The 22,076-nt window shown below is 38.9% G+C and carries 25 protein-coding genes; 13 read left to right on the forward strand and 12 right to left on the reverse strand.

Going from position 1 to position 22,076, the window contains the following annotated elements; all coding sequences use genetic code 11:
- Window positions 1-9 precede the first annotated feature (9 nt).
- Genes FHS59_RS09245 through FHS59_RS09255 form a run of 3 tightly spaced genes read left to right on the forward strand, consistent with a single transcriptional unit; the run spans window position 10 to window position 2,888 of the window.
- On the forward strand, window positions 10-732 hold the full coding sequence (locus FHS59_RS09245; RefSeq protein ID WP_184494864.1) for an MbnP family protein: 723 nt from the start codon (window positions 10-12) through the stop codon (window positions 730-732).
- Window positions 733-774: 42 nt separating this feature from the next.
- On the forward strand, window positions 775-1,833 hold the full coding sequence (locus FHS59_RS09250; RefSeq protein ID WP_184494865.1) for a cytochrome-c peroxidase: 1,059 nt from the start codon (window positions 775-777) through the stop codon (window positions 1,831-1,833).
- Window positions 1,833-2,888 (forward strand): transporter family protein, encoded by a 1,056-nt coding sequence (locus FHS59_RS09255; RefSeq protein WP_184494866.1) that lies wholly within the window; start codon window positions 1,833-1,835, stop codon window positions 2,886-2,888. Before FHS59_RS09250 ends, FHS59_RS09255 begins: the two co-directional genes overlap by 1 nt.
- 80 nt (window positions 2,889-2,968) lie before the next feature.
- Here FHS59_RS09255 and FHS59_RS09260 read toward each other — a convergent pair whose 3' ends face one another.
- The gene (locus tag FHS59_RS09260) at window positions 2,969-3,436 is read right to left on the reverse strand and encodes an OmpA family protein (RefSeq protein ID WP_246388380.1); all 468 of its coding nucleotides are present in this window, start codon (window positions 3,434-3,436) and stop codon (window positions 2,969-2,971) included.
- Between the two features lie 432 nt (window positions 3,437-3,868).
- Here FHS59_RS09260 and FHS59_RS09265 point away from each other — a divergent pair, with 432 nt between their 5' ends.
- On the forward strand, window positions 3,869-5,299 hold the full coding sequence (locus FHS59_RS09265; RefSeq protein WP_184494867.1) for an aldehyde dehydrogenase family protein: 1,431 nt from the start codon (window positions 3,869-3,871) through the stop codon (window positions 5,297-5,299).
- On the forward strand, window positions 5,290-6,162 hold the full coding sequence (locus FHS59_RS09270) for an alpha/beta hydrolase (protein WP_246388382.1): 873 nt from the start codon (window positions 5,290-5,292) through the stop codon (window positions 6,160-6,162). The genes FHS59_RS09265 and FHS59_RS09270 overlap by 10 nt, the downstream gene beginning before the upstream one ends.
- A 32-nt stretch (window positions 6,163-6,194) precedes the next feature.
- On the opposite strand, the gene FHS59_RS09275 is transcribed toward FHS59_RS09270, so the two are convergent.
- On the reverse strand, window positions 6,195-6,428 hold the full coding sequence (locus FHS59_RS09275) for a hypothetical protein (RefSeq protein ID WP_184494868.1): 234 nt from the start codon (window positions 6,426-6,428) through the stop codon (window positions 6,195-6,197).
- Entirely contained in the window at window positions 6,403-7,005 is a 603-nt protein-coding gene (locus FHS59_RS09280; RefSeq protein WP_184494869.1) for an RNA polymerase sigma factor, read from the reverse strand. The genes FHS59_RS09275 and FHS59_RS09280 overlap by 26 nt, the downstream gene beginning before the upstream one ends.
- Window positions 7,006-7,355: 350 nt before the next feature.
- Here FHS59_RS09280 and FHS59_RS09285 point away from each other — a divergent pair, with 350 nt between their 5' ends.
- Both FHS59_RS09285 and FHS59_RS09290 read left to right on the forward strand, forming a co-directional pair.
- A complete protein-coding gene (locus FHS59_RS09285; RefSeq protein WP_184494870.1) occupies window positions 7,356-7,709 on the forward strand; it encodes a DUF3127 domain-containing protein in 354 nt (117 codons plus the stop codon).
- Window positions 7,710-7,725: 16 nt separating this feature from the next.
- Window positions 7,726-8,181 carry a hypothetical protein gene (locus FHS59_RS09290; RefSeq protein WP_184494871.1) on the forward strand — a complete coding sequence of 152 codons (456 nt, stop codon included), beginning with the start codon at window positions 7,726-7,728 and terminating at the stop codon, window positions 8,179-8,181.
- On the opposite strand, the gene FHS59_RS09295 is transcribed toward FHS59_RS09290, so the two are convergent.
- Genes FHS59_RS09295 through FHS59_RS09310 form a run of 4 tightly spaced genes read right to left on the reverse strand, consistent with a single transcriptional unit; the run spans window position 8,178 to window position 11,835 of the window.
- The gene (locus tag FHS59_RS09295) at window positions 8,178-8,327 is read right to left on the reverse strand and encodes a hypothetical protein (protein WP_184494872.1); all 150 of its coding nucleotides are present in this window, start codon (window positions 8,325-8,327) and stop codon (window positions 8,178-8,180) included. The genes FHS59_RS09290 and FHS59_RS09295 overlap by 4 nt on opposite strands.
- A gap of 35 nt (window positions 8,328-8,362) precedes the next feature.
- A complete protein-coding gene (purE, locus tag FHS59_RS09300) occupies window positions 8,363-8,878 on the reverse strand; it encodes a 5-(carboxyamino)imidazole ribonucleotide mutase (protein WP_184494873.1) in 516 nt (171 codons plus the stop codon).
- On the reverse strand, window positions 8,878-10,014 hold the full coding sequence (locus FHS59_RS09305; protein ID WP_184494874.1) for a 5-(carboxyamino)imidazole ribonucleotide synthase: 1,137 nt from the start codon (window positions 10,012-10,014) through the stop codon (window positions 8,878-8,880). Before FHS59_RS09305 ends, purE begins: the two co-directional genes overlap by 1 nt.
- 51 nt (window positions 10,015-10,065) lie before the next feature.
- Complete coding sequence (locus FHS59_RS09310; RefSeq protein ID WP_184494875.1) at window positions 10,066-11,835, reverse strand: MutS-related protein; 1,770 nt, start codon at window positions 11,833-11,835, stop codon at window positions 10,066-10,068.
- Between the two features lie 120 nt (window positions 11,836-11,955).
- Here FHS59_RS09310 and FHS59_RS09315 point away from each other — a divergent pair, with 120 nt between their 5' ends.
- The 3 genes from FHS59_RS09315 to FHS59_RS09325 all read left to right on the forward strand — a co-directional run bounded on the left by FHS59_RS09315 (window position 11,956) and on the right by FHS59_RS09325 (window position 13,840).
- Window positions 11,956-12,150: a hypothetical protein gene (locus tag FHS59_RS09315; protein WP_184494876.1), complete on the forward strand. Its 195-nt coding sequence runs from the start codon at window positions 11,956-11,958 to the stop codon at window positions 12,148-12,150.
- A gap of 90 nt (window positions 12,151-12,240) precedes the next feature.
- The gene (locus FHS59_RS09320) at window positions 12,241-13,107 is read left to right on the forward strand and encodes a hypothetical protein (protein WP_184494877.1); all 867 of its coding nucleotides are present in this window, start codon (window positions 12,241-12,243) and stop codon (window positions 13,105-13,107) included.
- A gap of 55 nt (window positions 13,108-13,162) precedes the next feature.
- On the forward strand, window positions 13,163-13,840 hold the full coding sequence (locus tag FHS59_RS09325) for a nitroreductase family protein (protein ID WP_184494878.1): 678 nt from the start codon (window positions 13,163-13,165) through the stop codon (window positions 13,838-13,840).
- A gap of 33 nt (window positions 13,841-13,873) precedes the next feature.
- Here FHS59_RS09325 and FHS59_RS09330 read toward each other — a convergent pair whose 3' ends face one another.
- The 3 genes from FHS59_RS09330 to FHS59_RS09340 are packed head-to-tail and all read right to left on the reverse strand — an operon-like array spanning window position 13,874 to window position 16,543.
- Window positions 13,874-14,734 (reverse strand): mechanosensitive ion channel family protein, encoded by an 861-nt coding sequence (locus tag FHS59_RS09330; protein ID WP_221444478.1) that lies wholly within the window; start codon window positions 14,732-14,734, stop codon window positions 13,874-13,876.
- A 28-nt stretch (window positions 14,735-14,762) separates the two neighbouring features.
- Window positions 14,763-15,467 carry a methyltransferase domain-containing protein gene (locus tag FHS59_RS09335; RefSeq protein WP_184494879.1) on the reverse strand — a complete coding sequence of 235 codons (705 nt, stop codon included), beginning with the start codon at window positions 15,465-15,467 and terminating at the stop codon, window positions 14,763-14,765.
- Entirely contained in the window at window positions 15,467-16,543 is a 1,077-nt protein-coding gene (locus FHS59_RS09340) for a type III polyketide synthase (protein WP_184494880.1), read from the reverse strand. The genes FHS59_RS09335 and FHS59_RS09340 overlap by 1 nt, the downstream gene beginning before the upstream one ends.
- A 92-nt stretch (window positions 16,544-16,635) precedes the next feature.
- Here FHS59_RS09340 and FHS59_RS09345 point away from each other — a divergent pair, with 92 nt between their 5' ends.
- Window positions 16,636-17,532, forward strand: a complete 897-nt coding sequence (locus FHS59_RS09345; protein WP_184494881.1) for a UbiA family prenyltransferase — start codon at window positions 16,636-16,638, stop codon at window positions 17,530-17,532.
- On the opposite strand, the gene FHS59_RS09350 is transcribed toward FHS59_RS09345, so the two are convergent.
- A complete protein-coding gene (locus FHS59_RS09350) occupies window positions 17,529-18,644 on the reverse strand; it encodes an NAD(P)/FAD-dependent oxidoreductase (protein ID WP_184494882.1) in 1,116 nt (371 codons plus the stop codon). The genes FHS59_RS09345 and FHS59_RS09350 overlap by 4 nt on opposite strands.
- A gap of 110 nt (window positions 18,645-18,754) precedes the next feature.
- Here FHS59_RS09350 and FHS59_RS09355 point away from each other — a divergent pair, with 110 nt between their 5' ends.
- Window positions 18,755-21,286 (forward strand): zinc-dependent metalloprotease, encoded by a 2,532-nt coding sequence (locus tag FHS59_RS09355; RefSeq protein ID WP_184494883.1) that lies wholly within the window; start codon window positions 18,755-18,757, stop codon window positions 21,284-21,286.
- Between the two features lie 96 nt (window positions 21,287-21,382).
- The gene (locus tag FHS59_RS09360) at window positions 21,383-21,793 is read left to right on the forward strand and encodes a Fur family transcriptional regulator (protein WP_184494884.1); all 411 of its coding nucleotides are present in this window, start codon (window positions 21,383-21,385) and stop codon (window positions 21,791-21,793) included.
- On the opposite strand, the gene FHS59_RS09365 is transcribed toward FHS59_RS09360, so the two are convergent.
- Window positions 21,790-22,017 carry a hypothetical protein gene (locus tag FHS59_RS09365; RefSeq protein WP_184494885.1) on the reverse strand — a complete coding sequence of 76 codons (228 nt, stop codon included), beginning with the start codon at window positions 22,015-22,017 and terminating at the stop codon, window positions 21,790-21,792. The two genes, FHS59_RS09360 and FHS59_RS09365, sit on opposite strands and share 4 nt — an antisense overlap.
- Between the last annotated feature and the right edge of the window lie 59 nt (window positions 22,018-22,076).

Below are 22,076 nucleotides of genomic sequence, written 5' to 3' on the forward strand. Positions count from 1 at the left end.
TTTAAACAAATGAAAAATCTATTTTATACAGCATTATTCGGTTCATTATTGATTTTCTCCTCATGTAAAGACGAGGAAATCCCAGCTACAATGGCTATAAATATTGAACTGGAGCATGTGCTAGCTGGCCAAACTTTAGAACTGAACGGAAAATCATTTACGCTTCCTTCAGGAGAAGACTTCACCCCCAAAAAGTTTAAATATTACATCTCCAATGTGGAATTAAAGAACTCAGCCACAGGAGAAACTTATGTAGAACCAGAAAGCTATCACCTGATTTCAGAAGATGGAAACAAAAGCATAGACTTGGGAATGGTACCCTCTTCTGACTATGACCAATTGGTTTTTTCCATTGGTGTAGACGAAGTAGCCAATGGAAAAACAGATCAAACAGGTGACTTAGATCCAAACTCTGATATGGCTTGGAACTGGAATACTGGTTACAAATTCCTAGTTCTGGAGGGTGAATTCACTAATAGCAAGACCAGCGAAAGACAAGGTCTGGTAATGCACATTGGTACCAATGCCAATTACAAAACCATCACCCAAAATCTGTCTGGGGTAAGAGCTGGAAAAAGCACCACTTTAATTCTAAGCTCAAATCTTGACGAACTATTCCTGGATCCAAATACTCTTCAATTGAGCGAATTGGAAAGCACCACAATCATGTTTGGTGAGATGGCCGGAAAAGTCGCAGAAAACTATTCTGATGGTTTTATTACTGTGAAATAATCAATATTGACATCCCGGGGATCATAGTCCCCGGGTTTTCTAATGAAAAATTACCTCAAACTTCTTTTGATTTCAGGGATATTGCTTGTTTCGGCTTGTTCTCAGGATGTAGATCCTGTTAAGAAAATCAACACGCTGAACTACTTTCTTCCTAAGATTTCTTCTACGCTTCAAGTGGCAGGATTTCCACAACCGGAAAGAAACCTTCTTTCCGAAGAGGGAGTCACTTTGGGGAAAAAACTGTTCTTCGACCCCAAATTATCAGCAAATGGACAGGTCTCCTGTGCCACTTGCCATAGCCCCTCATTGGCATTTACAGATGGGATTTCATTGGCAGATCATGGAGTATCAGGTAATAAATTACACCGAACTGCACCCTCGATTTTCAATTTGGCCTGGCAAAGAAATGGGCTCTTTTGGGATGGTGGAGCAAACGATTTAGAGTCTTTGAACTTTGGACCACTAACACATCCAGATGAGATGGGGGCTGATCTCGATGATGTAGTTACCTATCTGGAAAGTGATGCAGAATATAGGTCTCATTTCAATTTAGTCTTCGGAGAAGAACAAATCCAAAGTGCCCAAGTATCAAGGGCAATCAGTCAGTACGTGAGAACCTTGATTTCTCAAGATTCAAAATATGATTATTGGAAAAGAAATGATGCACAATTGACAGAGTTGGAACTCAAAGGTTATCAAGTTTATAAAAACAACTGTTCCAGCTGTCATGTCGAGGGACTTTTCACGGATGGTGACTTTCATAACAATGGGCTGGATAAAGAATATCCAAATCCACCAGAACTCGAAGGACTATATCAGGGAAGGTATAGAATCACTTCCAATCCTGAGGACTTGGGAGCATACAAAACCCCAACTTTAAGAAACATCTATTTGACTGCTCCTTATATGCATGACGGAAGATTCCAAACGATAGATGAGGTACTTGACCATTATCAAAACGGCGTTCAGGTCAATGAATCATTGGCTCCCGAATTAACTGAAGGTGTTGCCTTCAATTCTCTGGAAAGAGAAGCCCTCAAAGCCTTTCTGCACACTTTGACAGATTCGGTATTTCTTCAAAAACATCAACAAATAAACTGATGAAAGTTATTTACAATAAAATTTTCGTGTTGAGCCTTTTTTGCTTTTCCTTTCTATGTATTCAAAAGAGCTATGCATGTGACAGTTGCAATTTCTTCGAATATAGCTTGCTCCAAAACAAAAGTTACCTGGGAGTTTTCTATAGATATCGAGGGTTCAATGATTACAAAAGTTATACTTCTGTATCTCCTTCAGCGCAATCTATTCTGACTTACCCTCAACAACTTTCTACAAAGCTGCTTCCCGGAAATTATCCGATCGTAATGCATGAGCCCGAAGGGAATAATCTTTATGTGAAGAAATCCAAAGAGGATTTTGAAACTTATCAGACCATTGAAATAAGAGGAAATATAACGGTCAGAAATAAATGGAACTTCACTGCTGTTTTGCCATATGAGTTTAACAAAGTTTACTATGAAGAGTATCTAGACTTACCAAATCCAACAAGAGACACTACTCTTTTTGTCCAAGGTTGGGGAGATCTGACTTTAGCAGGGGATTATATTTGGTTGATTTATAAGCAAAAATCCCGGCATACTATTCGGCCTGGATTTGCTATTAATCTTCCCACTGGACAGGCATTGATCAAATCCAATAATGAATCGGATGCATATTTTGATCCTATCATTCAACCTGGAAAGAAAGCTTTCGCCTTTATACCAAGAATCAACTATCAATGGTTTTTAAACAATCAAGGGGTGAATGGTGGAGTAAGTTATCAATTGAGTACTGAGGGTGCCCAAAACTATCAGGCTGGAAATAGTTTCAATGCTTATGCGATTTATTTCCACCAGTTTCAGGCAGGTGAAAAGATACTTTTAGCTCCAAATGCTGGGTTCTATTATGAAGCTTCGCAAAAAGATTTGTGGCAAGGCTTAGAACAGAATCTGACAGGAGGAAAGATAGCATTTGCACAAATCGGGCTAGACCTTAACATGACCCAAACCACACTAAATCTGGTTTATCAGCATCCAATTTCCCAGAATCTTAATGGCAATCAAATTCTTCATTCGAGTAGATTAAGTGTGGGGATCATCCGAAATTTTAAGCTTTAAAATTGGAATTGAATCAAAACAAAAAAGGCCTCGATTGAGGCCTTTTCGTTTATTTTGTATTCTATGTAATCGGATGGATTTTACATCACGTCTACTTTTTTCTGTCTACCAGAGTAGGTAAACTGGGACTTGCCCACTCTCAGTTCGGTCCTTCTGTTCAGCTGGTGCATCGCAGGGGTACAGGTCACCTCGTTGCAGTCATGCACCGGTCTGGTCTCCCCGAACCAGGTCTCTTCCATCCTGTTCTCCTCGATTCCTCGCTTGGTCAGGTAGGCTTTCACTGCATCCGCTCTTCTTTCCGATAAGGCCTTGTTGTATTCCTCATCTCCCCGCTGGTCGGTATGCCCCTCGATGTACAGCATCAGGTTCGGCATGCGCTTCAGCATGATCGCCGTACGCTCCAGCTCCTTCTTGTGCACACTTCTCAGCATGCTCTTGTCAAAGTCAAAATAGCGAAGACTTGAGATTGGATACAATTGAAGATCGAGTAATTCAGCAAAAAATTCTAAATGTAAAAGGGCTTGCTTTACAATTTGATACCAAAACAATTCAACTAAACAAGAATTTTTGAAAATTAGGAATTTCCACAGGTAAATTCCATAAGAAAAAGAAATTAATACTTACAAATCTGCTTCTTGATTCAGGAAAATCTGTGCATGAGTTAGCCGTTCAGGTAAAGAATTTTCCATATTTTACTAGAAAGGAATTTAACCTGTAAATCTATGTCATTCTTAAAAAAATCAACTTCATATTTTTAAGATTTCATAAAAACACTACTTGGACATGCATTGTGTCCATCTATTTAAAAAATATCTTTTCACTCCTGAAACGCTCCTATTTAGAGTTGAAAAATCCCGATTTGATTTCTATCAAAAAAAATTATACCTATTCTCTTTATTACCTCTAAAAAATTAACTTTTACCAGAATAAATATCCGATTAGATAATTACCAAAAAATTAAAGGAGTGAAATAATGTAGCATGCCTGAAAAACAACATCCCACCTTGGAAGAACTACGAAATATCTTTGATCTACAATTAGAATCTTCTTTAAAATGGAGACAATCCACAGCCGCAGATCGAATTAAAAAACTCGAAACAATTCGCAAATGGATCTTTAAAAATCAGAAAAGGATAAAATCTGCGCTTTATGAAGATTTTAAAAAACCATTCCCAGAAACTGAACTCAGCGAGATATTCCCAATTACTATTGAGATAAATCATGCAATAAAAAATCTTAAGCATTGGATGAAACCAAAAAAAGTGGATTCCAGCCTATCAATGTTGGGTACCAAAGGCAAAATTTATTTTGAACCTAAAGGTGCTTCTTTGATTATCAGTCCATGGAACTATCCTTTTAATCTCGCGATTGGACCATTGGTTTCAGCTCTGGCTGCAGGATGTCCAGTAATACTAAAACCATCGGAGCTGACCCCCCATACATCAGGTTTGATCGAAAATATGATTGACGAGCTATTTGATAAATCTGAGGTTGCTGTTATTCAAGGAGGAGTTGAGGTTTCTCAAAGGCTTCTTGAATTACCTTTCGACCATATTTTTTTTACTGGTAGTCCAGCAGTTGGCAAAAAAATAATGGAGGCCGCTTCCAAGAACTTAAGTTCCGTGACTTTAGAATTGGGTGGAAAATCACCAACTATCGTGCATAATACAGCTGACATCAAAGATGCAGCAGAAAAAATTGTGTCGGGCAAATTTCTGAATTGTGGACAGACTTGTATCGCTCCGGATTATCTGCTTGTTCATGAAGAGGTAAAAGAACACTTCATGATGGAATTAAAAGTTGCTATCAAAAAGATGTACGATCCTGAAATGAAGGGTTTAGAACATTCTGAAGACTTGGCCAGAATCATCAATCTAAAAAACTATCAACGCCTGCTGACTTTATTAAATGACGCCAAAAATAAAGGAGCTAAGATTGAATTTGGAGGAAAAAGCGATCCGGAGACATTATATATAGAACCTACATTGGTTGGTGATTTAAACGACTCAATGACAATCCTTGATGAAGAAATTTTTGGTCCTATTCTTCCAATTCTAACTTATAAAAAACTCGAGAAAGCAATTTCACTTATCAATTCAAAACCAAAACCTCTGGCACTGTATTATTTTGGAAAGGACGATGAAGCATATAAAGAAGTGCTACATCAAACAAGTTCAGGCAATGTCATGCTAAATGACTGTGTACTTCATTTCCTTCACCCCAACCTTCCATTTGGAGGAGTCAATAATAGTGGCATAGGAAAATCACATGGGTATTTTGGATATCTTGCTTTTTCCAATGAAAAAGGTGTTTTGAAACAACGGGTTGGTTTAAATAATTCGACTCTCATCAAACCCCCTTATGATCTTAAAACAAAAAAAATTATTTCAACTTTAATCAAATGGCTATGAAGATCCATGTTTTTAAAATTCGCTTTTTACTGATTGCCTCACTTTCAATTCTCTTTTTTACATGTAACAATGATTCTGAATCCCCTTCCAAAGAATTAGAGGCAATTGATATCCTTAATGAATCTTATGGAACAGATGTGGCAAATTCAATGGATGTTTATCTTCCTGCTGGAAGAAGCACTTCCGAAACACCACTCTTTATATATATACATGGAGGCGGATGGAATAGTGGAGACAAAAGCGAAATCCTTGTTTTTAGAAGTTTAATCGAATCAGCCTTCCAAGGGTATGCAATTATCTCATTAAATTATAGTCTATACAACTTAAATACAGGTACGGGGCAGTTTCCAGCTCAGGAAAATGATGTCATGGACGCAATCAGCTATATCTTATCCAAAACCGATGAATGGAACGTTTCTAACAAAATCATCCTTGCCGGCGCTAGTGCAGGCGGACATTTAGCGCTACTTCATAGCTATAAACATCAGAATGTCGGAAACATCCAAGCTGTTTTGGCGCTTTTCCCGCCAACAGACTTAACAAGCCTATTCGAATTCAACACCCTTACTCAGCAGGGGCTTCAATTACTATTAAGTGGAACTCCTGAAAGTAATCCCGATGCTTATGCGATGTCAAGTCCAATTACTTATGTGACGCCAAACAGTATTCCTACTGCCTTTTTTCATGGATCTGCAGACGTCGTAGTACCTGTTTCACAAAGTGAGCTTCTGGCAGAAAAATTAGAGGAGAACAATGTCTCTTATTATTTTGAATCCTATCCTGGGGAGGGCCATGGTCTGGATTTTAAATCATATGCCGAGGCCATTCAAAAAGCCGCTGATTTTATTAATGAAGAGCTATAAAAAAACCCCGCTTTTTGCGGGGTTACCTTTTTTCAGACTCTTTCTAGTCCCGTAGACTTTGCCCTCGATTTGATGGCAGTTACTACTTTTTCCGAAGGTTGAAGCTTGATTTGGTCCAATTGTTCCAAAGTGCTCAGCATTTCCACATATTCTTGCATCAAAGACTCATCCTGATGCAAGGCTTGCACTAATTTCTCTTGTTCAACCTCCGTCATTTCCTGATAAATATATCTTATCAGGTCATTTGGGGTAAATAGTTTTATCATAGGCTACATTAAGGTGTTTCATCTTTTTTCTTAAATGTATCAAGGCATACCGCATTCTTCCTAAAGCGGTATTAATACTTACTCCTGTTTGATCTGCTATCTCCTGAAAACTCAAATCCAAGTAATGTCTCATTATGAGCACTTGTTTTTGAGCTTCTGGAAGTTCTTCGATCAGCCTCTTGACCAATTCGATGGTTTCATCTCTCATTTGCCGGTCTTCAAAAGTTTCTTCGGCAAATCTTAGAGAGTTGAAAATATTGGACCCATCTTCCATTTGGATCATCGGATACCTTTTAGCTTTTCTAAAATGGTCGATCGCCAAATTATGTGCGATTCGCATCACCCAAGGCTGGAACTTCCCTTCCTCATTGTATTTGTCTGAATTGAGTGTTTTCACAACTTTTACAAATACTTCCTGCAACAAATCTTCAGCAATTGCCTGATCCTTAACGATCAGGAAAATTGTGGTATATAACTTACTCTGGTACCTATCTACCAAAAGATCAAAGGCAGCTTCGTTTCCACTTCGATACTGAGCGATCAACTCGCTGTCTTGAGGTCCTTTTCTTTTACTCATCTTCAGTTGGTTTATGAACAACGTAGAAGTCTATACCATAGTATTTATTTAGTATGAAACATAATGAAACAGTTTTAAAAATATGATTTCAAAATCTTCCCTGCAAAGAAAGCCAAGTTTTTTACTCAAGCAATTTTCATAAAGGACTCAAACAAAATTTCCTTTTGAGAATTATCAAAAAGACACAATTATTTGCCTACTTCTTCGGGAATGGTTTTCACAATTACCCAATGACCATGCCAAAAAATGTTAAAATTTGGTCAAGATCTATACTAAATTCCCCTCCTTCAGTCGGGAGATTTACTGACCTTTGATTACCTTCGTGATTATTAAATAAAAAAATTTAGAAGATGGAATTAAGCGGAAAGATCATTCAAATATTACCAGAAGCAGGTGGTAATTCCAGAAATGGAAATGCATGGAGAAAGCAAGAATACATTTTAGAAACGGGTGGAAATTATCCTAAAAAAGTCTGCTTATCCATTTGGGGAGATAAAATTGATCAGTTCGCAATTCAAGTAGGTGAGCAAGTTACTTTGGGAGTTGATGTAGAAAGCCGTGAATACAATGGCAGATGGTATACAGATGTTAAAGCATATAAAGTAGACCGAACTGGCGCAGGAGCTCCTGCCCCATCACAGAATTCAATGCCTGAAGTCAGCAGTTTTCATTCTGATAGCGACGAGGACACTTTGCCATTTTAATTAATTAGAAGTACTCATGTGGGATGATTTTGATGAAAATTCGGACTGGGATGAAGATGGCGAAAGCTTTGAAGAGGAACAGAACCGAATTTACCGTCATCCTTTGATGGTAAAAGCAAAAGACATTGTAGGATTGACGCATGCCTTGGTAGGAAGTCTCGATGAAGCCAGAAAAGAGTTGTATGGCGGAATCATGATGGAGGATGCCACCTTGATGAGCTCCAAATTTGCCGGAGCAGAGGCAATCGATGATTATGTTGCCAAAATGGAAAATGCCACCATCATGAAAGTTCATGCAAAAAGCCTAAGAGCAATGACTTTTCAATTAGCAGTAGAATCCACACATGCAGAAGAGCATCTTCAGTTATTAAGAGATGCAATCGAGGATTATAGGAAACTGTTTGTGGATTGGGTAAGAGGATTTGACTCGACAGAAAAATACGATGATGGCTGGGGAATCTTTACTGATTAAATTTTCCCTCCACCGAAGCTAAATCCCATCCAAGCTCCAAATCCCATGAGGATTAATGTGATGGCCACAAATAGAATGAGGATATTTAAAGGGACTTCCCAATCTTCACCCCCAACTTTAAATCGAATTGGTTTTTTCCAGTTCATATGATAAAGAAAATGCGGCCTGAGAGCCGCATTTTTTATTTTTTCAAAATCTCTTTCCAGCCCTTTTCTTCGATTTGAGCTGCTGAAGCTTCTACTTTTTCTTTTAAAGTTGCTTTAAAAGAATCCATTTTAGCAGCTACTTCAGAATCAAATGCTCCGACTATTGAAGCTGCCAAAACCCCTGCGTTTTTGCCTCCATTCAAGGCCACAGTAGCCACTGGAATCCCAGATGGCATCTGGAGAATTGATAATATACTATCCCAGCCATCGATAGAGTTGGAACTTAAAATTGGGACTCCTATTACTGGAAGGCTTGTCAGAGATGCAACCATTCCAGGTAAATGTGCTGCTCCTCCAGCTCCTGCCACGATCACTTTTATGCCTCGCTCTCTGGCAGAACCAGCATAGTCTATCATTCTTTGCGGAGTTCTATGTGCAGACACTACTGTCAGCTCATATCCTACACCCAGTTCTTCCAAAAATTGAGCTGCTTCAGCCATGATAGGAAGATCAGACTGACTTCCCATAATTATTCCTACAGATGGTTTCATTAGTTGGATTTGATTTTAATAAGATCCTTTATTTTCATGGCTTTCGCCTTCAGCTTTGTTACATCTTCATCAAGAACAGTCACATGCCCCATTTTTCGAAAAGGCTTTGTCAATTTCTTTCCATATAAATGGATGTAAACACCCTTCTCTGCCAAAGCAGTTTCTTGACCTTCTACGATTGCGGGGCCAGTAAACCCTTCTTCTCCAAGCAAATTGATCATGGCTGCCGGGCATCTTAAATCAGGACTACCCAATGGCCAGTTCATCACTGAACGCAAATGCTGCTCAAACTGCGAGGTGAAATTTGCCTCAATCGTATGGTGCCCACTATTATGTGGACGCGGCGCAATTTCATTGACTAAAATCTCACCTTCTTTGGTGACAAACATTTCAACAGCCAGGATCCCAACCATTCCAAGTTTTAAAATGACATCTTTTGCTATTTCTTTGGCCTTTTCTTCAACCTCTTCAGAAATATCCGCTGGCGCAAAAAGGAATTCTACCAAGTTTGCTGTCGGGTGAAAAGCGCATTCCACTGCTGGGTATACTGTTAATTCTCCAGCAGCATTTCTAGCAACTGTCACCGCAATTTCTTTGTCAAAGTCAATCAACTTCTCCAATAACCCAGGAGCATCAAATGCATTATCCAAATCTGCTTCACTTCTCAATACTTGAACACCTCTTCCATCATACCCTTCTTTTCCTAGTTTATTCACAGCAGGAAGGAAGGATTTATTGTGGATAACTTCTTCTTTATTTTCAGTCAGAATAAATTCAGCAGTAGGTATTGCATGTTGTTGATAAAATTGCTTCTGCTCTCTTTTATCTTGAATAAGCTTTAGAATATGAGGCTGTGGATAAACTTGTTTTCCCTCAGACTCCAATTTCATAAGTGCTTCGGTATTAACACTTTCAATTTCGACAGTGATCACATCACAATCTTGTCCAAACGCATAAACCGTATCAAAATCCTTTAAAGAACCTACTGTAAATTTCTGACAAAGGTCTTTACAAGGAGCATTGGGATCCGGATCCAAAATGTGGATATCTTGGTTGTAATTGATTGCTGATTGGATCAACATTCTTCCTAATTGTCCTCCACCGAGAACACCTAAAATTTGAGATTGACTAGCCATACGAATTATTGAAGCCCAAAAATACGAGAATCTAGGCGAAGGAAAAACCCTTTATTGATCTTGGAATTTTATGCCCATCAATTCCATGAGTTTATGTGCGTTGAAACTCGGACATGGGCCTTGCTTTAATTTATAATCAAAGTTGATGGTATCGTCCAATATCTCCGAATGAAAACTCCGGTTTTCTACTACTTCAATTTTGCCTTCCAATGCTGATAATTCAATGTCATGGGTACTCACTATTCCAAAGCCCGGCGTTTTGGCAACTTGTCGGATCAGTGCCTCACTGCCGGCAATCCTGTCTTCAGTGTTGGTTCCTTTGAGAATCTCATCCAACAGGAAAAAGATCTTTTCTCCATTTTCCAACCGCTCAATCAACGTGTGAATTCTACTCAATTCTGCATAAAATGAACTGACACTTTCTCCAAGATTATCGGTATTTCTCATACTGGTATACAATTGGAAATTACCCATTGTAAAATTGGCATCATAGGGTTTCAATCCCATATTCACCATTACACAATTGATACCTAGAGTTCTCATGAAGGTTGTTTTGCCGCTCATATTTGCTCCAGTAAGCAGCACAAATCTTTTTAAATCGCCCAATCGAAAATCATTTGAAATAGCCTTATCCGGATTCAATAATGGATGTGAAATATTTTCGACAAAAAGGTTGGCATCATCTGTCCATGTTACTTGGCTTTGAAAACCAATCTCTTTTTCGAAAGCGCCTAAGGAGACAAGCAATTCCCAGTCTTCCAACAGTTCGGGAATTTTGGACATTTCTTCACCGTGTTGATTGATCCATAATTGAAGTTTCCTAGCTAAAAATAGATCTGTCCAGAGTAATAAGTTGAACGGTATGTAAAGAATGTTAATCCTATTATCTATCCACAGTCCTAATCTATCCAACTGATTAAATAACTGTGAAGCACTGATCTCATTTCTTAGAATATGATGTTGCTTCTCTTTCAATAAAGAGGAATCAAAATTCATTTTCTCCAATTCTCTTAGCCAAGTAGAAAATGCTTTAAGCTGACTTCGGGATGGCAGTTTATCTGATGCCTCTTTCAAACTTTTGAAAACAAAACCAAGCGGGATAAACCCAATTAAAACCCAAAGCCCAAGAAGTGCTGATGGAATTAGTCCTAAAGCGACCAAGATTATTACAGTTAGACCTCCTATTGAGCCAACAAAGGCAAGAACAGAGAGGATAGGTGAAATATCCTTTTTGTTTCCAAGCCAATTCTGCCAATTCAAATTCTTTTTATCTTCTGAATAAAAAGCCTTCCCGCTACTTTCAATTGCTCTTAAAAACCCCGGATTAAGAGAAAGTTCTTGACTGGCATCCTGAAGCTTTTTTGCCATTTCTTGATCAAATGGAGATTTCATCAAGTTGGAGAGCTTCACTCTCGCACCTTTGGTTACGGTATGATTGACCAGCTGGAAAAGTGAATGATCTCCGAAAAGATCCAAATCATTCGCAAAAGGATGGCTTTTATCCTGAAACTCAATGCCGTTTTCAATGGATTTAAGATTTCGAGCAATTCGTAATTCCTCCTTTGCAAGAATATCTATCAAAGCCTGATAAATGGCCTCCTGATCTTTCAAAAAATTGTACTTCTGGATAGAAACCACAAAAAAGCCAATAATGATTAGGAAAGGAATAGCCCAAACCAAAGTCTGGGAGATGCTCAGAATTCCTGTTATTCCAATTCCTACAAATAGCAAAAGCCTCAAAAATGACAGGCTTCCTGATTTTTTCTTTATTTCTGCAATCTTTCCGGATAAATCCTCCGTACCAAAATCAAATTCCTTCATGCCCAAAGATAGTCAACCCTACCGTTTTTAAATGAACCATTAGAAACAGGATTTTTCAACTTCAGATTCATTCTCCCGTACTAAATACTAGTTAAAGCGAATGTATTATTTCAAGAACTGATGAAGAAATCAAAAAAAACAAGTCCCAAAAAAGAACCAGAAAATGAAGCTTATTCTGAGGAATGGGAAATTGGTATTGGTATGGGCATTCTTCCAGAAGATATTCCTTTTACCCAAAACATAGGCTGTGTAGGTGGAAAGACAAAATCCTCCAAAGTCAAAAATGATGATCCTACTAAGGAAAAAGACAAGTAATTTCATTTAAGGTCGGATTTCATTACTTTTATCAAAATAATTCAATTTGCATTTCTGAATAAACCAGACGTGATTTTTATAGTCTAAGAAATGAATTCATTTTTCATCCCAAACCTCAAACTTTCTATGTATCGCTTTGTAAAATTTCCACCATTCCTATTGATTGCATTATCTGCTTTTATAGGATTTTCTTGTTCGTCAGGTGATGACGATGAACCAGTCGTAGCAGACACTACCATCGCTACTGAATTCTCTGAAGTCAATCAAAAATTTGAAGACCTAGATAATTTAACTCTTGCAGTTTTGGAGGAATCTGGACTTGGGGCAAGAAAAACTGAAACCAACAGTCCTGATTTTTGTGCATCCACAGAATTTGTAATGGATGAAGCCAATAAAACCATTGTGATTGATTTTGGAGATGGTTGTGTCAGCCCAAATGGCGTTTCCAGAAAAGGGAAAATCATGATCAAATACTCAGGAAACCTACTCATTCCAAGTGCCAATATTGTCACAACTTTTGATGGATATGAGGTAAATGGTTACAAAGTAGAGGGAACCAGAACCTTAACCAATATCGGTTTAGATTTAGTTTCTAGCACAGTGACCATCGCAGTTAAAATCGAAAATGGAAAGATTACTTGGCCTGACGGAGGTTTTGTAACGATCAATTCCAATGAAGTCAGAGAAGTAAAGTTGGGTAGTTCGGGTTATGAAGCTACTATTACCGGTACTGCCAGTGGAAATAGCAAAGAAGGAAGCGGTTATACTGCTGAGATTACTGAAGCATTGAAATTATCACAAAGCTGCATCGAATCAGGAGTTTATAATCCAACCAGCGGTTTGATTGAATTTACCTATAAAAGTGTCAAAATGACTTTGGATTACGGAACAGGAACTTGCGACAAATCTGCTACAATTTCCTATCCAGGTGGAGTTAAAGAAATCACCTTTGATTAAGGCTTGAAACATTCTTTTAAAAACGGCTATCTTTAACGGTAGCCGTTTTTTATTTATGGATAAAAAGAAAATAGACGGATTTGATCATGTCCGTTACCACAAAACCCAAGTAAGTCCTGATCAACTCGTCAAAAATTCTCAGGAATTTTTCCAAATGATGGATCAAAGAAGAACTGTCAGGGAGTTTGACCCTAGGCCTTTTCCAGAAGAGATAATGGAAAACATTATCAAAACAGCAAGCACAGCACCTTCTGGAGCACATAAACAACCATGGACTTTTTGTTTGATTTCCAACCCAGAAATCAAAAGAAAAATCAGGGAGGCCGCAGAAGAAGAAGAGAAAATCAGTTATTCAGGAAGGATGAGTGATACCTGGAAGGAGGACCTGAAACCATTAGGAACAAATTGGGAGAAACCATTTTTAGAAGAGGCTCCCTATCTTATCGTCGTCTTCAAGCAGTCCTACGGAATGGATCAAGGAGAAAAAGTACAACATTATTATGTCAGCGAATCCGTTGGAATAGCCTGTGGCTTTCTCATTGCAGCAATTCATCAAGCAGGTCTTGTTGCTGTGACTCACACACCAAGTCCGATGAACTTTTTAAGCCAGATCTTAGAAAGACCCTCAAATGAAAAACCCTACTTGCTTGTTCCAGTTGGGTATCCTAAGCATGAAACTTATGTTCCAGACATAGAGCGGAAAAAATTAAATGAAGTTTTGATCAGGTATTAAAAAAGGCGATCCAATTGGATCGCCTTATTGACTTTATTTCGATTCAGCCTCAGCTTCTGCTTTCATATTATGAACAACGCGCTGTGGGAAAGGAATCTCTATTCCATGTTTTTCAAATTCAGTATTGATAGCTTCCATTCCTGCGAAATACATAGGCCACATATCCGCAGACTTTGCCCATACACGCACCACCATATCCAATGAGCTATCTCCAAAATTGTTCAATGCAACAAAAGGAGCGGGATCTTTCAAGGCTCTAGGGTCATTTTCGAAGATGTTTAAGATTATTTCTTTGGCTTGTTTGATGTTGGTTCCGTAAGCTACACCCACATTGAGTTCCGCTCTTCTGGTCTCCTGCGTACTCATATTGACAATATCATTATTTGCCAAAGTCCCATTCGGAATAATTACTTCTTTATTATCAAAGGTCATCAAATGGGTATATAGAATCTGTACTCTAGCTACCGTCCCCGTATGCCCTTGAGCCACTATGACGTGTCCTACACGGAAAGGCTTGAAAGCCAGTATTAATATACCTCCTGCGAAATTGGAAAGTGAGCCTTGCAAAGCCAGACCAATAGCCAAACCAGCAGCACCAAAAATCGCTAAAAATGAAGTCGCATCGATACCCAACGTGACTGCAACGGCAATGAATAATGCGGAAAACAGCATTACTTTGGCGAAGCCTAAAAGGAAATCATTCAATGAAGGAGTATCTTCTCTTTTTTCTAATGTCTTCTTGATAAAATTGAGAAGCTTTTTAACAATAAAGCGGCCTATAAAATAGACAAAAGCGGCTGCAATAATTCTTAGAGCTACCTCTACTGCCAAACTAATCCCATCAGCATAGAGTCCGTCGATGGTTTCCTGAGAAATTCCTAATTGTTCAATCATATCAAATATTGGTTGGTTTGATTTGTTACTAAAATATAATGTTCACTTGCCACCGGAATGCCCAATGCCAACTGATGCTAAAATTTTTGATCCCAGCCTGGACCAAAATTCTCTCCCAATCTTTTCTGGAAAAACTTCTTAAAACTGATAATGAAGCGTCATTCCGTACCATTGCAGATTTGCTAAAAACTCGCGTTAGGATTTTGATACTATAAAAAGCAAACCAATGTCTATGTAGATCATTGATTACAATTCCCAATCGAGACTTCGATCGAAGGGACGTCAAAAGTCCTACTAATTCGCTATCCGTAAAATGATGTGTAAAGAGCGTGCAAGTAGAAATATCTACTTTATCGTCAGAAAAATCTGGATTAAAGACATTCTGAACTTTCCAGGAGACTTTGGGCAGGTCAGTTAATCTAACTCGAGCCAGGTCAATAATGTTCCTGTTTGCATCGATTCCTGTAAAATTAACAGGTTTTTTCTGATTTTTGGCCCATTCAGCCATTACTCTGATCATATCTCCACCCCCACATCCGATATCAGCTACGGAATAAGAATCCTGTGGATAAACTTTAAAAATCTTGTTTAAACCGGAGGTCGTGACATAATTTCCGCCCAGCCATTTGTTGATTGTTTTGAGCTCCTTGAGTGTTTGCAAAAGTTCCTCACCAGAGCAGTTCAAGTCATCCATCAACTCTTTCTCTGTACTTCGCTGCGAGAACTTACCCATTACTTTTCCAGATGAAGCGTTTCCAAAGTCAATCCAGGACCAAAGCCCAGAGACAAAATATCTCCATTCACCAATGGATCATGAAGCATTTTCTCAAGGACAAATAAAATAGTGGCCGAAGACATGTTCCCAAAATTCTTCAATACTTCCAGAGCATGAAAATTCACTTTTGGGGACAATCCAAACGCTTCTTGTACTTTAGAAAGTATTTGCTTTCCGCCTGGATGAATTGCAAAGTTTTGAATCTGCGACACTTTAAACCTCTTCTCAAAAAGCTCTCTCAATTGTTGAATCCCTCCATCTAGCAAGCTCGGAATGTATTTGCTCAGCTTCATTTCAAAGCCGAAATCACCGATTCCCCAAGCCATATCTTTCTCTCCCTCCCTTATCACCTGACTCATATAGGATTTGATTTTAAGACCTTTATTGGAGTTCTCTAATAAAGCTGCTGCAGCACCATCGCCAAAAAGTGAATTAGCAAGTATATTATCCTCCACGTATTCTTTCTGAAAATGGAGTGTACATAATTCCACCGAAACCATCAAAACCTTTGCCTGGGGTTCCGCTTTCAAAATTTTATCCGCCAATTTAATCCCTGTAAAAGCCGCATAACAGCCCATAAAATGGATGCAATAACGCTCTACGGTATCTGGCAATCCCAATAAACTCATCAATTCCAACTCAACCCCTGGTGCGACCATTCCAGTACAGGAAACCAAAATCAAATGCGTGATTTCCCCTGCATTCGTAGTGGCTTGATCTAGGCATTTTTTTGAGGCTTCAAAAGCGAGTTTAGGAGCTGCCTTCGTAAAAACCTCCATTCGGGATTTTGTCCTTGGGAAAGGCTTTAGTTCTTGATTGGCAGGAAAAAAAGTAAAATCAGAAGGATTCTCTTTCTCAAAATCCAATAGCACGCTGTGTCTCGTCTCGATCCCAGATTTCCTGTAAAGAAACCGAAGCTTTCTAGCCTCCACTTCATCAAGTTGATGGGCAAATTTCATAAAGCTTGCGATGGAAGCTTGCTTGATTGGCAAACCCGGATTAGCAAGACCAATGCTCACGATGCTAGAATTCATAAGATCAAGTTACAGGATAATTTCTAAATTGGATGCTAGCTTTAATAACCTTACCATTAAGATAAAGTTATTAGAAACAAACTACCTACGAAATGATCACTGCTTCCAGTTTAAGGCATCTTCGAATTCCATTTTCATTGTTTTTGATGCCGGTCTTCTTTTTTGCATTGGCATTGACACCTAACCACAACGAATCCAGGATTTTATGGGTCTTTCTAGCACTACATTTGTTTTTATATCCTTCCAGCAACAGTTACAATAGCTTCTATGATCGGGATGAGGAAAGCATTGGAGGATTAAAAACTCCTCCCAAAGTCACTCCAGATCTATTTTGGCTATCCATGGTGTTTCTAGGAATTGCAATTGGCCTAGGGTTACAGATAAATTGGGAGTTTGCAAGTATGATTTTGGTATACGCCCTTGTGAGCATGGCCTACAGCCACCCCAAAATCAGGATAAAAAAATACCCTTGGGGAAGTTGGTTCATCGCAGGTTTTTTTCAGGGATATTTCACTTTTGCGATGGCTTATGCAGGTCTAAGTAATCTGGACTGGTCGACCTTTGTAAAACCACATGTATTAATTCCAGGAATGTTGACAAGTTTGATGCTTTGGGGTTCCTATCCTCTCACACAAGTGTATCAGCACGGGGAAGATTCCAGACGTGGAGATCAAACTTTAAGTCTAAAACTAGGAATCAAAGGCACGTTCCTCTTTGCAAATGCATGTTTTTTGATCACGGGAATTGCTTTCGTTTGGTATTTTATTTCCCGAAACCAAGAACCAATAATCTGGGTCTACTTGGGTGCCATGGCCCCGATCATTTTGTATTTTCTGATCTGGTTTAGCTTTATTCGGACAAATCCTAAAAAATATGCTTCTTACAGTTGGGCAATGGGAATGAATACTATTTCAGCGCTTTTCTTGAATGCTTTTTTCATTTATTACTTTTTCGAAAACACTCAAATCCTTCAAGTATTTGGGTATTAGAATGGCGCTCCATGCGTGTTTTTCACAATAAACTCTGCCAGTTTCGGGAGGTTTTTAATTAATCTACCGGCCAAGACTGAACTGTTTTTTGTCCCAAAAAGTAGTTGGGCTTTTCTACCCACCCAAAGTCGTCTTTGAAACAGTTTTTCCCATTCTCGTCGGTATTTTTCCTCAACCAATTTTCTTTCTCCGCCAGCTAAGATGCATTCCGCAGCAAGTTTTCCAGATTGGATCGCCATTGCCATTCCATTTCCACAAAGTGGAGTAATCAAACCAGCAGCATCACCAGCCATCAACACATGGTTTTCAACAGGCTTTTTGGGTTCAAAATTTATCTCATTGATAACCTCAGGTCTTTCCAATAAAAATTCACTTTCTGAGAATAAGGACTTCAAATAAGGATTTCGCCAAAGGATTTCCTTTTCCATTTCCTCCAAAGAGCCGTATTCCCTCAACTGATCCCTACTTCCTAAATAGCAAATATTAAACTTCTCCTCCTCAATTGCATTAATTCCGCAATACCCTCCTTCGAAATTATGTAGGGCCACTGTATCTCTAAAAAAATCAGTTCTGACATGGTATTTCACTCCGATATAGGGACTCCTTTTTTCAATAAAAGGCCGATTCATAGCTTTGTCCAGCTTGGACCTTTTTCCAAAAGCCCCTATCACAAAATCAGAAACTAAGACAGTTCCGTCTGAAAGTTCGAGCTGAAACTGATTTTCACTTTCTTGAAAATTGATGTCAAAAACCTGAATCCCTGTTTTGATTTCAACTCCCACTTTTTTGGCTTTCTCAAACAAAAAATGGTCAAATTCATATCGGCTGACTCCAAACCCACCTAGGTCTAAAGGAAGAGTCACAGGATTTCCTAGGGTATCAGAAAACAAAAAATTCTTTATCTCCGGAAGGTTCAGATTCCCGGGAAACAATCCTTCTCTTTTTAGAAAACCTTTGGCTTCATTGGATATATATTCACCACAAACACGGTGAAATGGGTAGTTCTTTTTTTCGATCAGAAGCGTGGAATGTCCGCTTTTGGCTAGCAAAAAAGCTGAAACCAAGCCTGCCAAACCTCCTCCTACGATAGCCACTGATGATTTATTGCCCACTTGAATACCTTTAACTTTAGGATTAAACCGCTTATCAAATAGTATGTTTTGACAAGGACTCAATCGTGAAAATGAAGTTTATTTTTGACGGTTAATGAATGCTTAAACTAATGAAAATTATGCAACCCAAATTACTACGGAGATTTACCTTGTTGCTTTGCATCTTAGGAGTCTTTATGCATGCGGAGGATTCTTTTGGACAAAAGAAGAAAAAGAAAAACTCCAAAAATGCTCCAGCAGTAACTTCTGCACCTGCAAAACCCGCCAATGGCGGTCCAAAGAATGGTCCAAAACCTTATTCTGAGGTGATCACCAAAGAAGCAAAATCCAAAGATGGATTATTTAAAGTTCATCAGATCGAGGATAAATATTACTATGAGATTCCTGAATCCATGTTTGGAAAGGATATGCTCATGGTGACTACAATCGCCAAAACTGCTGATGGAATCGGCTATGGTGGCGAGCGTACCAACACCTTAATGCTTAGATGGGAGAAAAACGAAAATGATGTTTTACTGAAAGTAGTTTCCGTAAACAATTTTGCTGCTGATTCTTTACCGATCTCTATGGCAGTTAAAAACTCGAATTTTGAGCCTATCCTTCAGAAATTCGATGTGAAGTCAAAAGCAACTGATTCTACTGGTGTAGTCATCGAAGCAACGGATTTATTCAGTAAAGATGTTCAGGCTTTGGGTTTACCAAGAAATAGAAGAACTGGTTTCAAAGTATCCAGATTGGATAATGAAAGATCTTACATCAACCATATCCATACGTATCCAATCAACATTGAGGCAAGATATACTTTGACATATAATGCTGCTGAGCCTCCATCAAACAGTTCAACTGGTTTGATCACATTGGAGATGAATTCTTCTATGATTTTACTTCCAGAAGAGCCGATGATGCAAAGATTAGGCGACAGACGTGTTGGCTGGTTTAGCAGATCAATTGTGGATTATGGTTCTGATGCTCAAAAAGCTTCCAACAGAACTTTCCTTGACAGATGGAGACTGGAAGTGAAGGAAGAGGACATGGAGAAATTCAAAAGAGGAGAATTGGTTGAGCCGAAAAAACAAATTGTTTATTACATCGACCCGGCAACTCCTGAGAAGTGGGTTCCATATTTAATTGCAGGCGTAGAAGATTGGCAGGCAGCTTTTGAAGAAGCTGGCTTCAAAAATGCGATCGTAGCTAAAAGAGCTCCAAGCAAAGAAGAAGATCCTGATTGGAGTCCTGAAGATGCACGCTATTCAGTGATCAGATATTTCGCTTCTGACATTCAGAACGCCTATGGACCACACGTTTCTGATCCTAGAACAGGTGAAATCCTGGAATCAGATATCGGATGGTATCACAATGTGATGAACCTTTTGAGAAACTGGTTCTTTATCCAAACTGCTGCGATCAACCCAGATGCAAGAAGCGTCCAGTTCAAAGACGAAGTAATGGGTAGATTGATCCGATTTGTTTCTTCTCACGAAGTAGGTCACACCCTAGGTTTACCTCACAATTTCGCTTCTTCTCATGCTTATCCTGTAGAAAAGCTAAGAGATGCTGAATTTACCAAAGCAATGGGTACAGCTCCTTCTATCATGGATTATGCGAGATTTAACTACATCGCCCAGCCAGGAGATGAAGGTGTAAGCTTAATGCCAAATGTGGGCCCTTACGATAAATATGCTATCGCTTGGGGTTATAGACCTATTCCGGATGCCAAAACTCCAGAAGACGAGCAAAAAACTTTGGACGAATGGATTACTTCAAAAAATGGTGATCCTGTTTACAGATATGGACGTCAAGGAAATAGCTACGACCCATCTGCACAATCTGAAGATCTTGGAGACAACTCTATGAAAGCTTCTGAATATGGTATTGCCAACTTGAAAAGAATTGTTCCAAACTTGGAAGAATGGACTGCTGAAAAAGACAAGCCGTTTAAAGATTACGAAGACTTGGAAGAAATGTACGGTCAAGTGGTAACACAATTCAATCGCTACATGGGTCATGTGAGAACCAATGTTGGAGGTGTTTTGGAAGTATATAAGTCTTCTGGCCAGGATGAGGCTGTTTACACCCATGTATCTAAAGACATTCAAAAATCAGCTGTTGATTTCTTGAATAAGGAGCTTTTTGCGACACCAACTTGGTTGATGAATGATGCGATCTTTGCTAGAACTTCAGATTTCGGAGCATTGGAAAGAATCAGAGGAGTACAGGCAGGCACATTGAATGGAGTGCTTGATTGGGGCCGTCTTGGAAGAGTCATTGAAAATGAAGCTCTAAATGGCGCTGAAGCTTACAACATTATCCAATTATTTGATGATTTGAGAAAAGGTATCTGGACTGAATTACCAAGCGGTAAAACCATTGATGTACACAGAAGAGCATTGCAAAGAGCACATATCGAAAGACTTGAAACTTTGTTGAATGAAGATGAACCTAGTGTCCCAGCTGCATTCAGAAGATATGTAGGTCCACAGATCAACGCTTCTCAATCTGACATCAGACCTGTGGTAAGAGGGGAATTAAAAACTCTTCAAAGACAGATTAATGGTGCGATTGGAAGAACATCAGATTCCATGTCTAAGCTTCATTTGCAGGACCTTTCTGCAAGAATCGATGATATTTTGGATCCAAAATAAGATCAACTTAATGAATGGAAGAGGCTCCTTTTTGGAGCCTTTTTCATTTTAGCGCTTAGAATTTTTCTTGTAATTTAGCGCTGAAACAAAAAACCCATGAGTTCTCCACTTTCCATATTACAAAGTCATAAACTCCGGATCACCGATTGCAGGCTGGAAATCATCCGTGAATTTCTGGATAAGCAAGTTGCCTTATCTCATGCCGATTTGGAAGGAAGTCTCGACAATCAATTTGATCGGGTGACGATTTATAGATCTTTAAAGACATTTTTAGATAAAGATGTCATTCATAAAGTGCTTGATGATAGTGGCGGTGCTAAATATGCACTTTGCTCCCACGAAGAACATGAAGAGCACAGTCATGAACATGTGCATTTCAAATGTGAAGTTTGTGGAGAAACGACTTGTTTGGAATCAATTACCCTTCCTTCCATTAAACTTCCCAATGGATTTCAGAAAAAAGAAATGAGTTTATTAGTACAGGGGATTTGCGAAAAATGCCATTAAAGTTCAATCGGCTCAGGCCTTGAACTACGAGGCACATCAGAAGGCCAGATCACACCAGGAGGCAAATCAATTTTAGGCGGAGTCAAATTCTCCACTCCTCCATCTCCATCATCTCCGTTACTGTCCCGCTTTTTCAGAGAGTTGCGAGTCAGGGTGGCTACAAAGTAAATCAAGATCACATAAGCCAACCCGCAGAGCACCAGATCTATTACTAAACTACTCATGGCTAAAAATTTTATTTAAGATAATCCAATACATATTTTAAATCAATGCCTTTTGCAAA

This window comes from Algoriphagus iocasae (genome assembly GCF_014206875.1).
GTDB lineage: Bacteria > Bacteroidota > Bacteroidia > Cytophagales > Cyclobacteriaceae > Algoriphagus > Algoriphagus iocasae.

Bases quoted from the DNA above. Each gene is read 5' to 3' on its own strand.
- FHS59_RS09320 (WP_184494877.1), top strand. From the start codon at position 12,241: ATGAATTCATTTTTCATCCCAAACCTCAAACTTTCTATGTATCGCTTT.
- FHS59_RS09345 (WP_184494881.1), top strand. From the start codon at position 16,636: ATGATCACTGCTTCCAGTTTAAGGCATCTTCGAATTCCATTTTCATTG.
- purE (WP_184494873.1), bottom strand. From the start codon at position 8,878: ATGAAACCATCTGTAGGAATAATTATGGGAAGTCAGTCTGATCTTCCT.
- FHS59_RS09250 (WP_184494865.1), top strand. From the start codon at position 775: ATGAAAAATTACCTCAAACTTCTTTTGATTTCAGGGATATTGCTTGTT.
- FHS59_RS09305 (WP_184494874.1), bottom strand. From the start codon at position 10,014: ATGGCTAGTCAATCTCAAATTTTAGGTGTTCTCGGTGGAGGACAATTA.
- FHS59_RS09280 (WP_184494869.1), bottom strand. From the start codon at position 7,005: ATGAGTAAAAGAAAAGGACCTCAAGACAGCGAGTTGATCGCTCAGTAT.
- FHS59_RS09355 (WP_184494883.1), top strand. From the start codon at position 18,755: ATGAAAATTATGCAACCCAAATTACTACGGAGATTTACCTTGTTGCTT.
- FHS59_RS09365 (WP_184494885.1), bottom strand. From the start codon at position 22,017: ATGAGTAGTTTAGTAATAGATCTGGTGCTCTGCGGGTTGGCTTATGTG.
- FHS59_RS09325 (WP_184494878.1), top strand. From the start codon at position 13,163: ATGGATAAAAAGAAAATAGACGGATTTGATCATGTCCGTTACCACAAA.
- FHS59_RS09335 (WP_184494879.1), bottom strand. From the start codon at position 15,467: ATGGGTAAGTTCTCGCAGCGAAGTACAGAGAAAGAGTTGATGGATGAC.
- FHS59_RS09330 (WP_221444478.1), bottom strand. From the start codon at position 14,734: ATGATTGAACAATTAGGAATTTCTCAGGAAACCATCGACGGACTCTAT.
- FHS59_RS09360 (WP_184494884.1), top strand. From the start codon at position 21,383: ATGAGTTCTCCACTTTCCATATTACAAAGTCATAAACTCCGGATCACC.
- FHS59_RS09285 (WP_184494870.1), top strand. From the start codon at position 7,356: ATGGAATTAAGCGGAAAGATCATTCAAATATTACCAGAAGCAGGTGGT.
- FHS59_RS09265 (WP_184494867.1), top strand. From the start codon at position 3,869: ATGCCTGAAAAACAACATCCCACCTTGGAAGAACTACGAAATATCTTT.
- FHS59_RS09245 (WP_184494864.1), top strand. From the start codon at position 10: ATGAAAAATCTATTTTATACAGCATTATTCGGTTCATTATTGATTTTC.
- FHS59_RS09315 (WP_184494876.1), top strand. From the start codon at position 11,956: ATGAAGAAATCAAAAAAAACAAGTCCCAAAAAAGAACCAGAAAATGAA.
- FHS59_RS09275 (WP_184494868.1), bottom strand. From the start codon at position 6,428: ATGATAAAACTATTTACCCCAAATGACCTGATAAGATATATTTATCAG.
- FHS59_RS09290 (WP_184494871.1), top strand. From the start codon at position 7,726: ATGTGGGATGATTTTGATGAAAATTCGGACTGGGATGAAGATGGCGAA.
- FHS59_RS09270 (WP_246388382.1), top strand. From the start codon at position 5,290: ATGGCTATGAAGATCCATGTTTTTAAAATTCGCTTTTTACTGATTGCC.
- FHS59_RS09310 (WP_184494875.1), bottom strand. From the start codon at position 11,835: ATGAAGGAATTTGATTTTGGTACGGAGGATTTATCCGGAAAGATTGCA.
- FHS59_RS09255 (WP_184494866.1), top strand. From the start codon at position 1,833: ATGAAAGTTATTTACAATAAAATTTTCGTGTTGAGCCTTTTTTGCTTT.
- FHS59_RS09295 (WP_184494872.1), bottom strand. From the start codon at position 8,327: ATGAACTGGAAAAAACCAATTCGATTTAAAGTTGGGGGTGAAGATTGG.
- FHS59_RS09340 (WP_184494880.1), bottom strand. From the start codon at position 16,543: ATGAATTCTAGCATCGTGAGCATTGGTCTTGCTAATCCGGGTTTGCCA.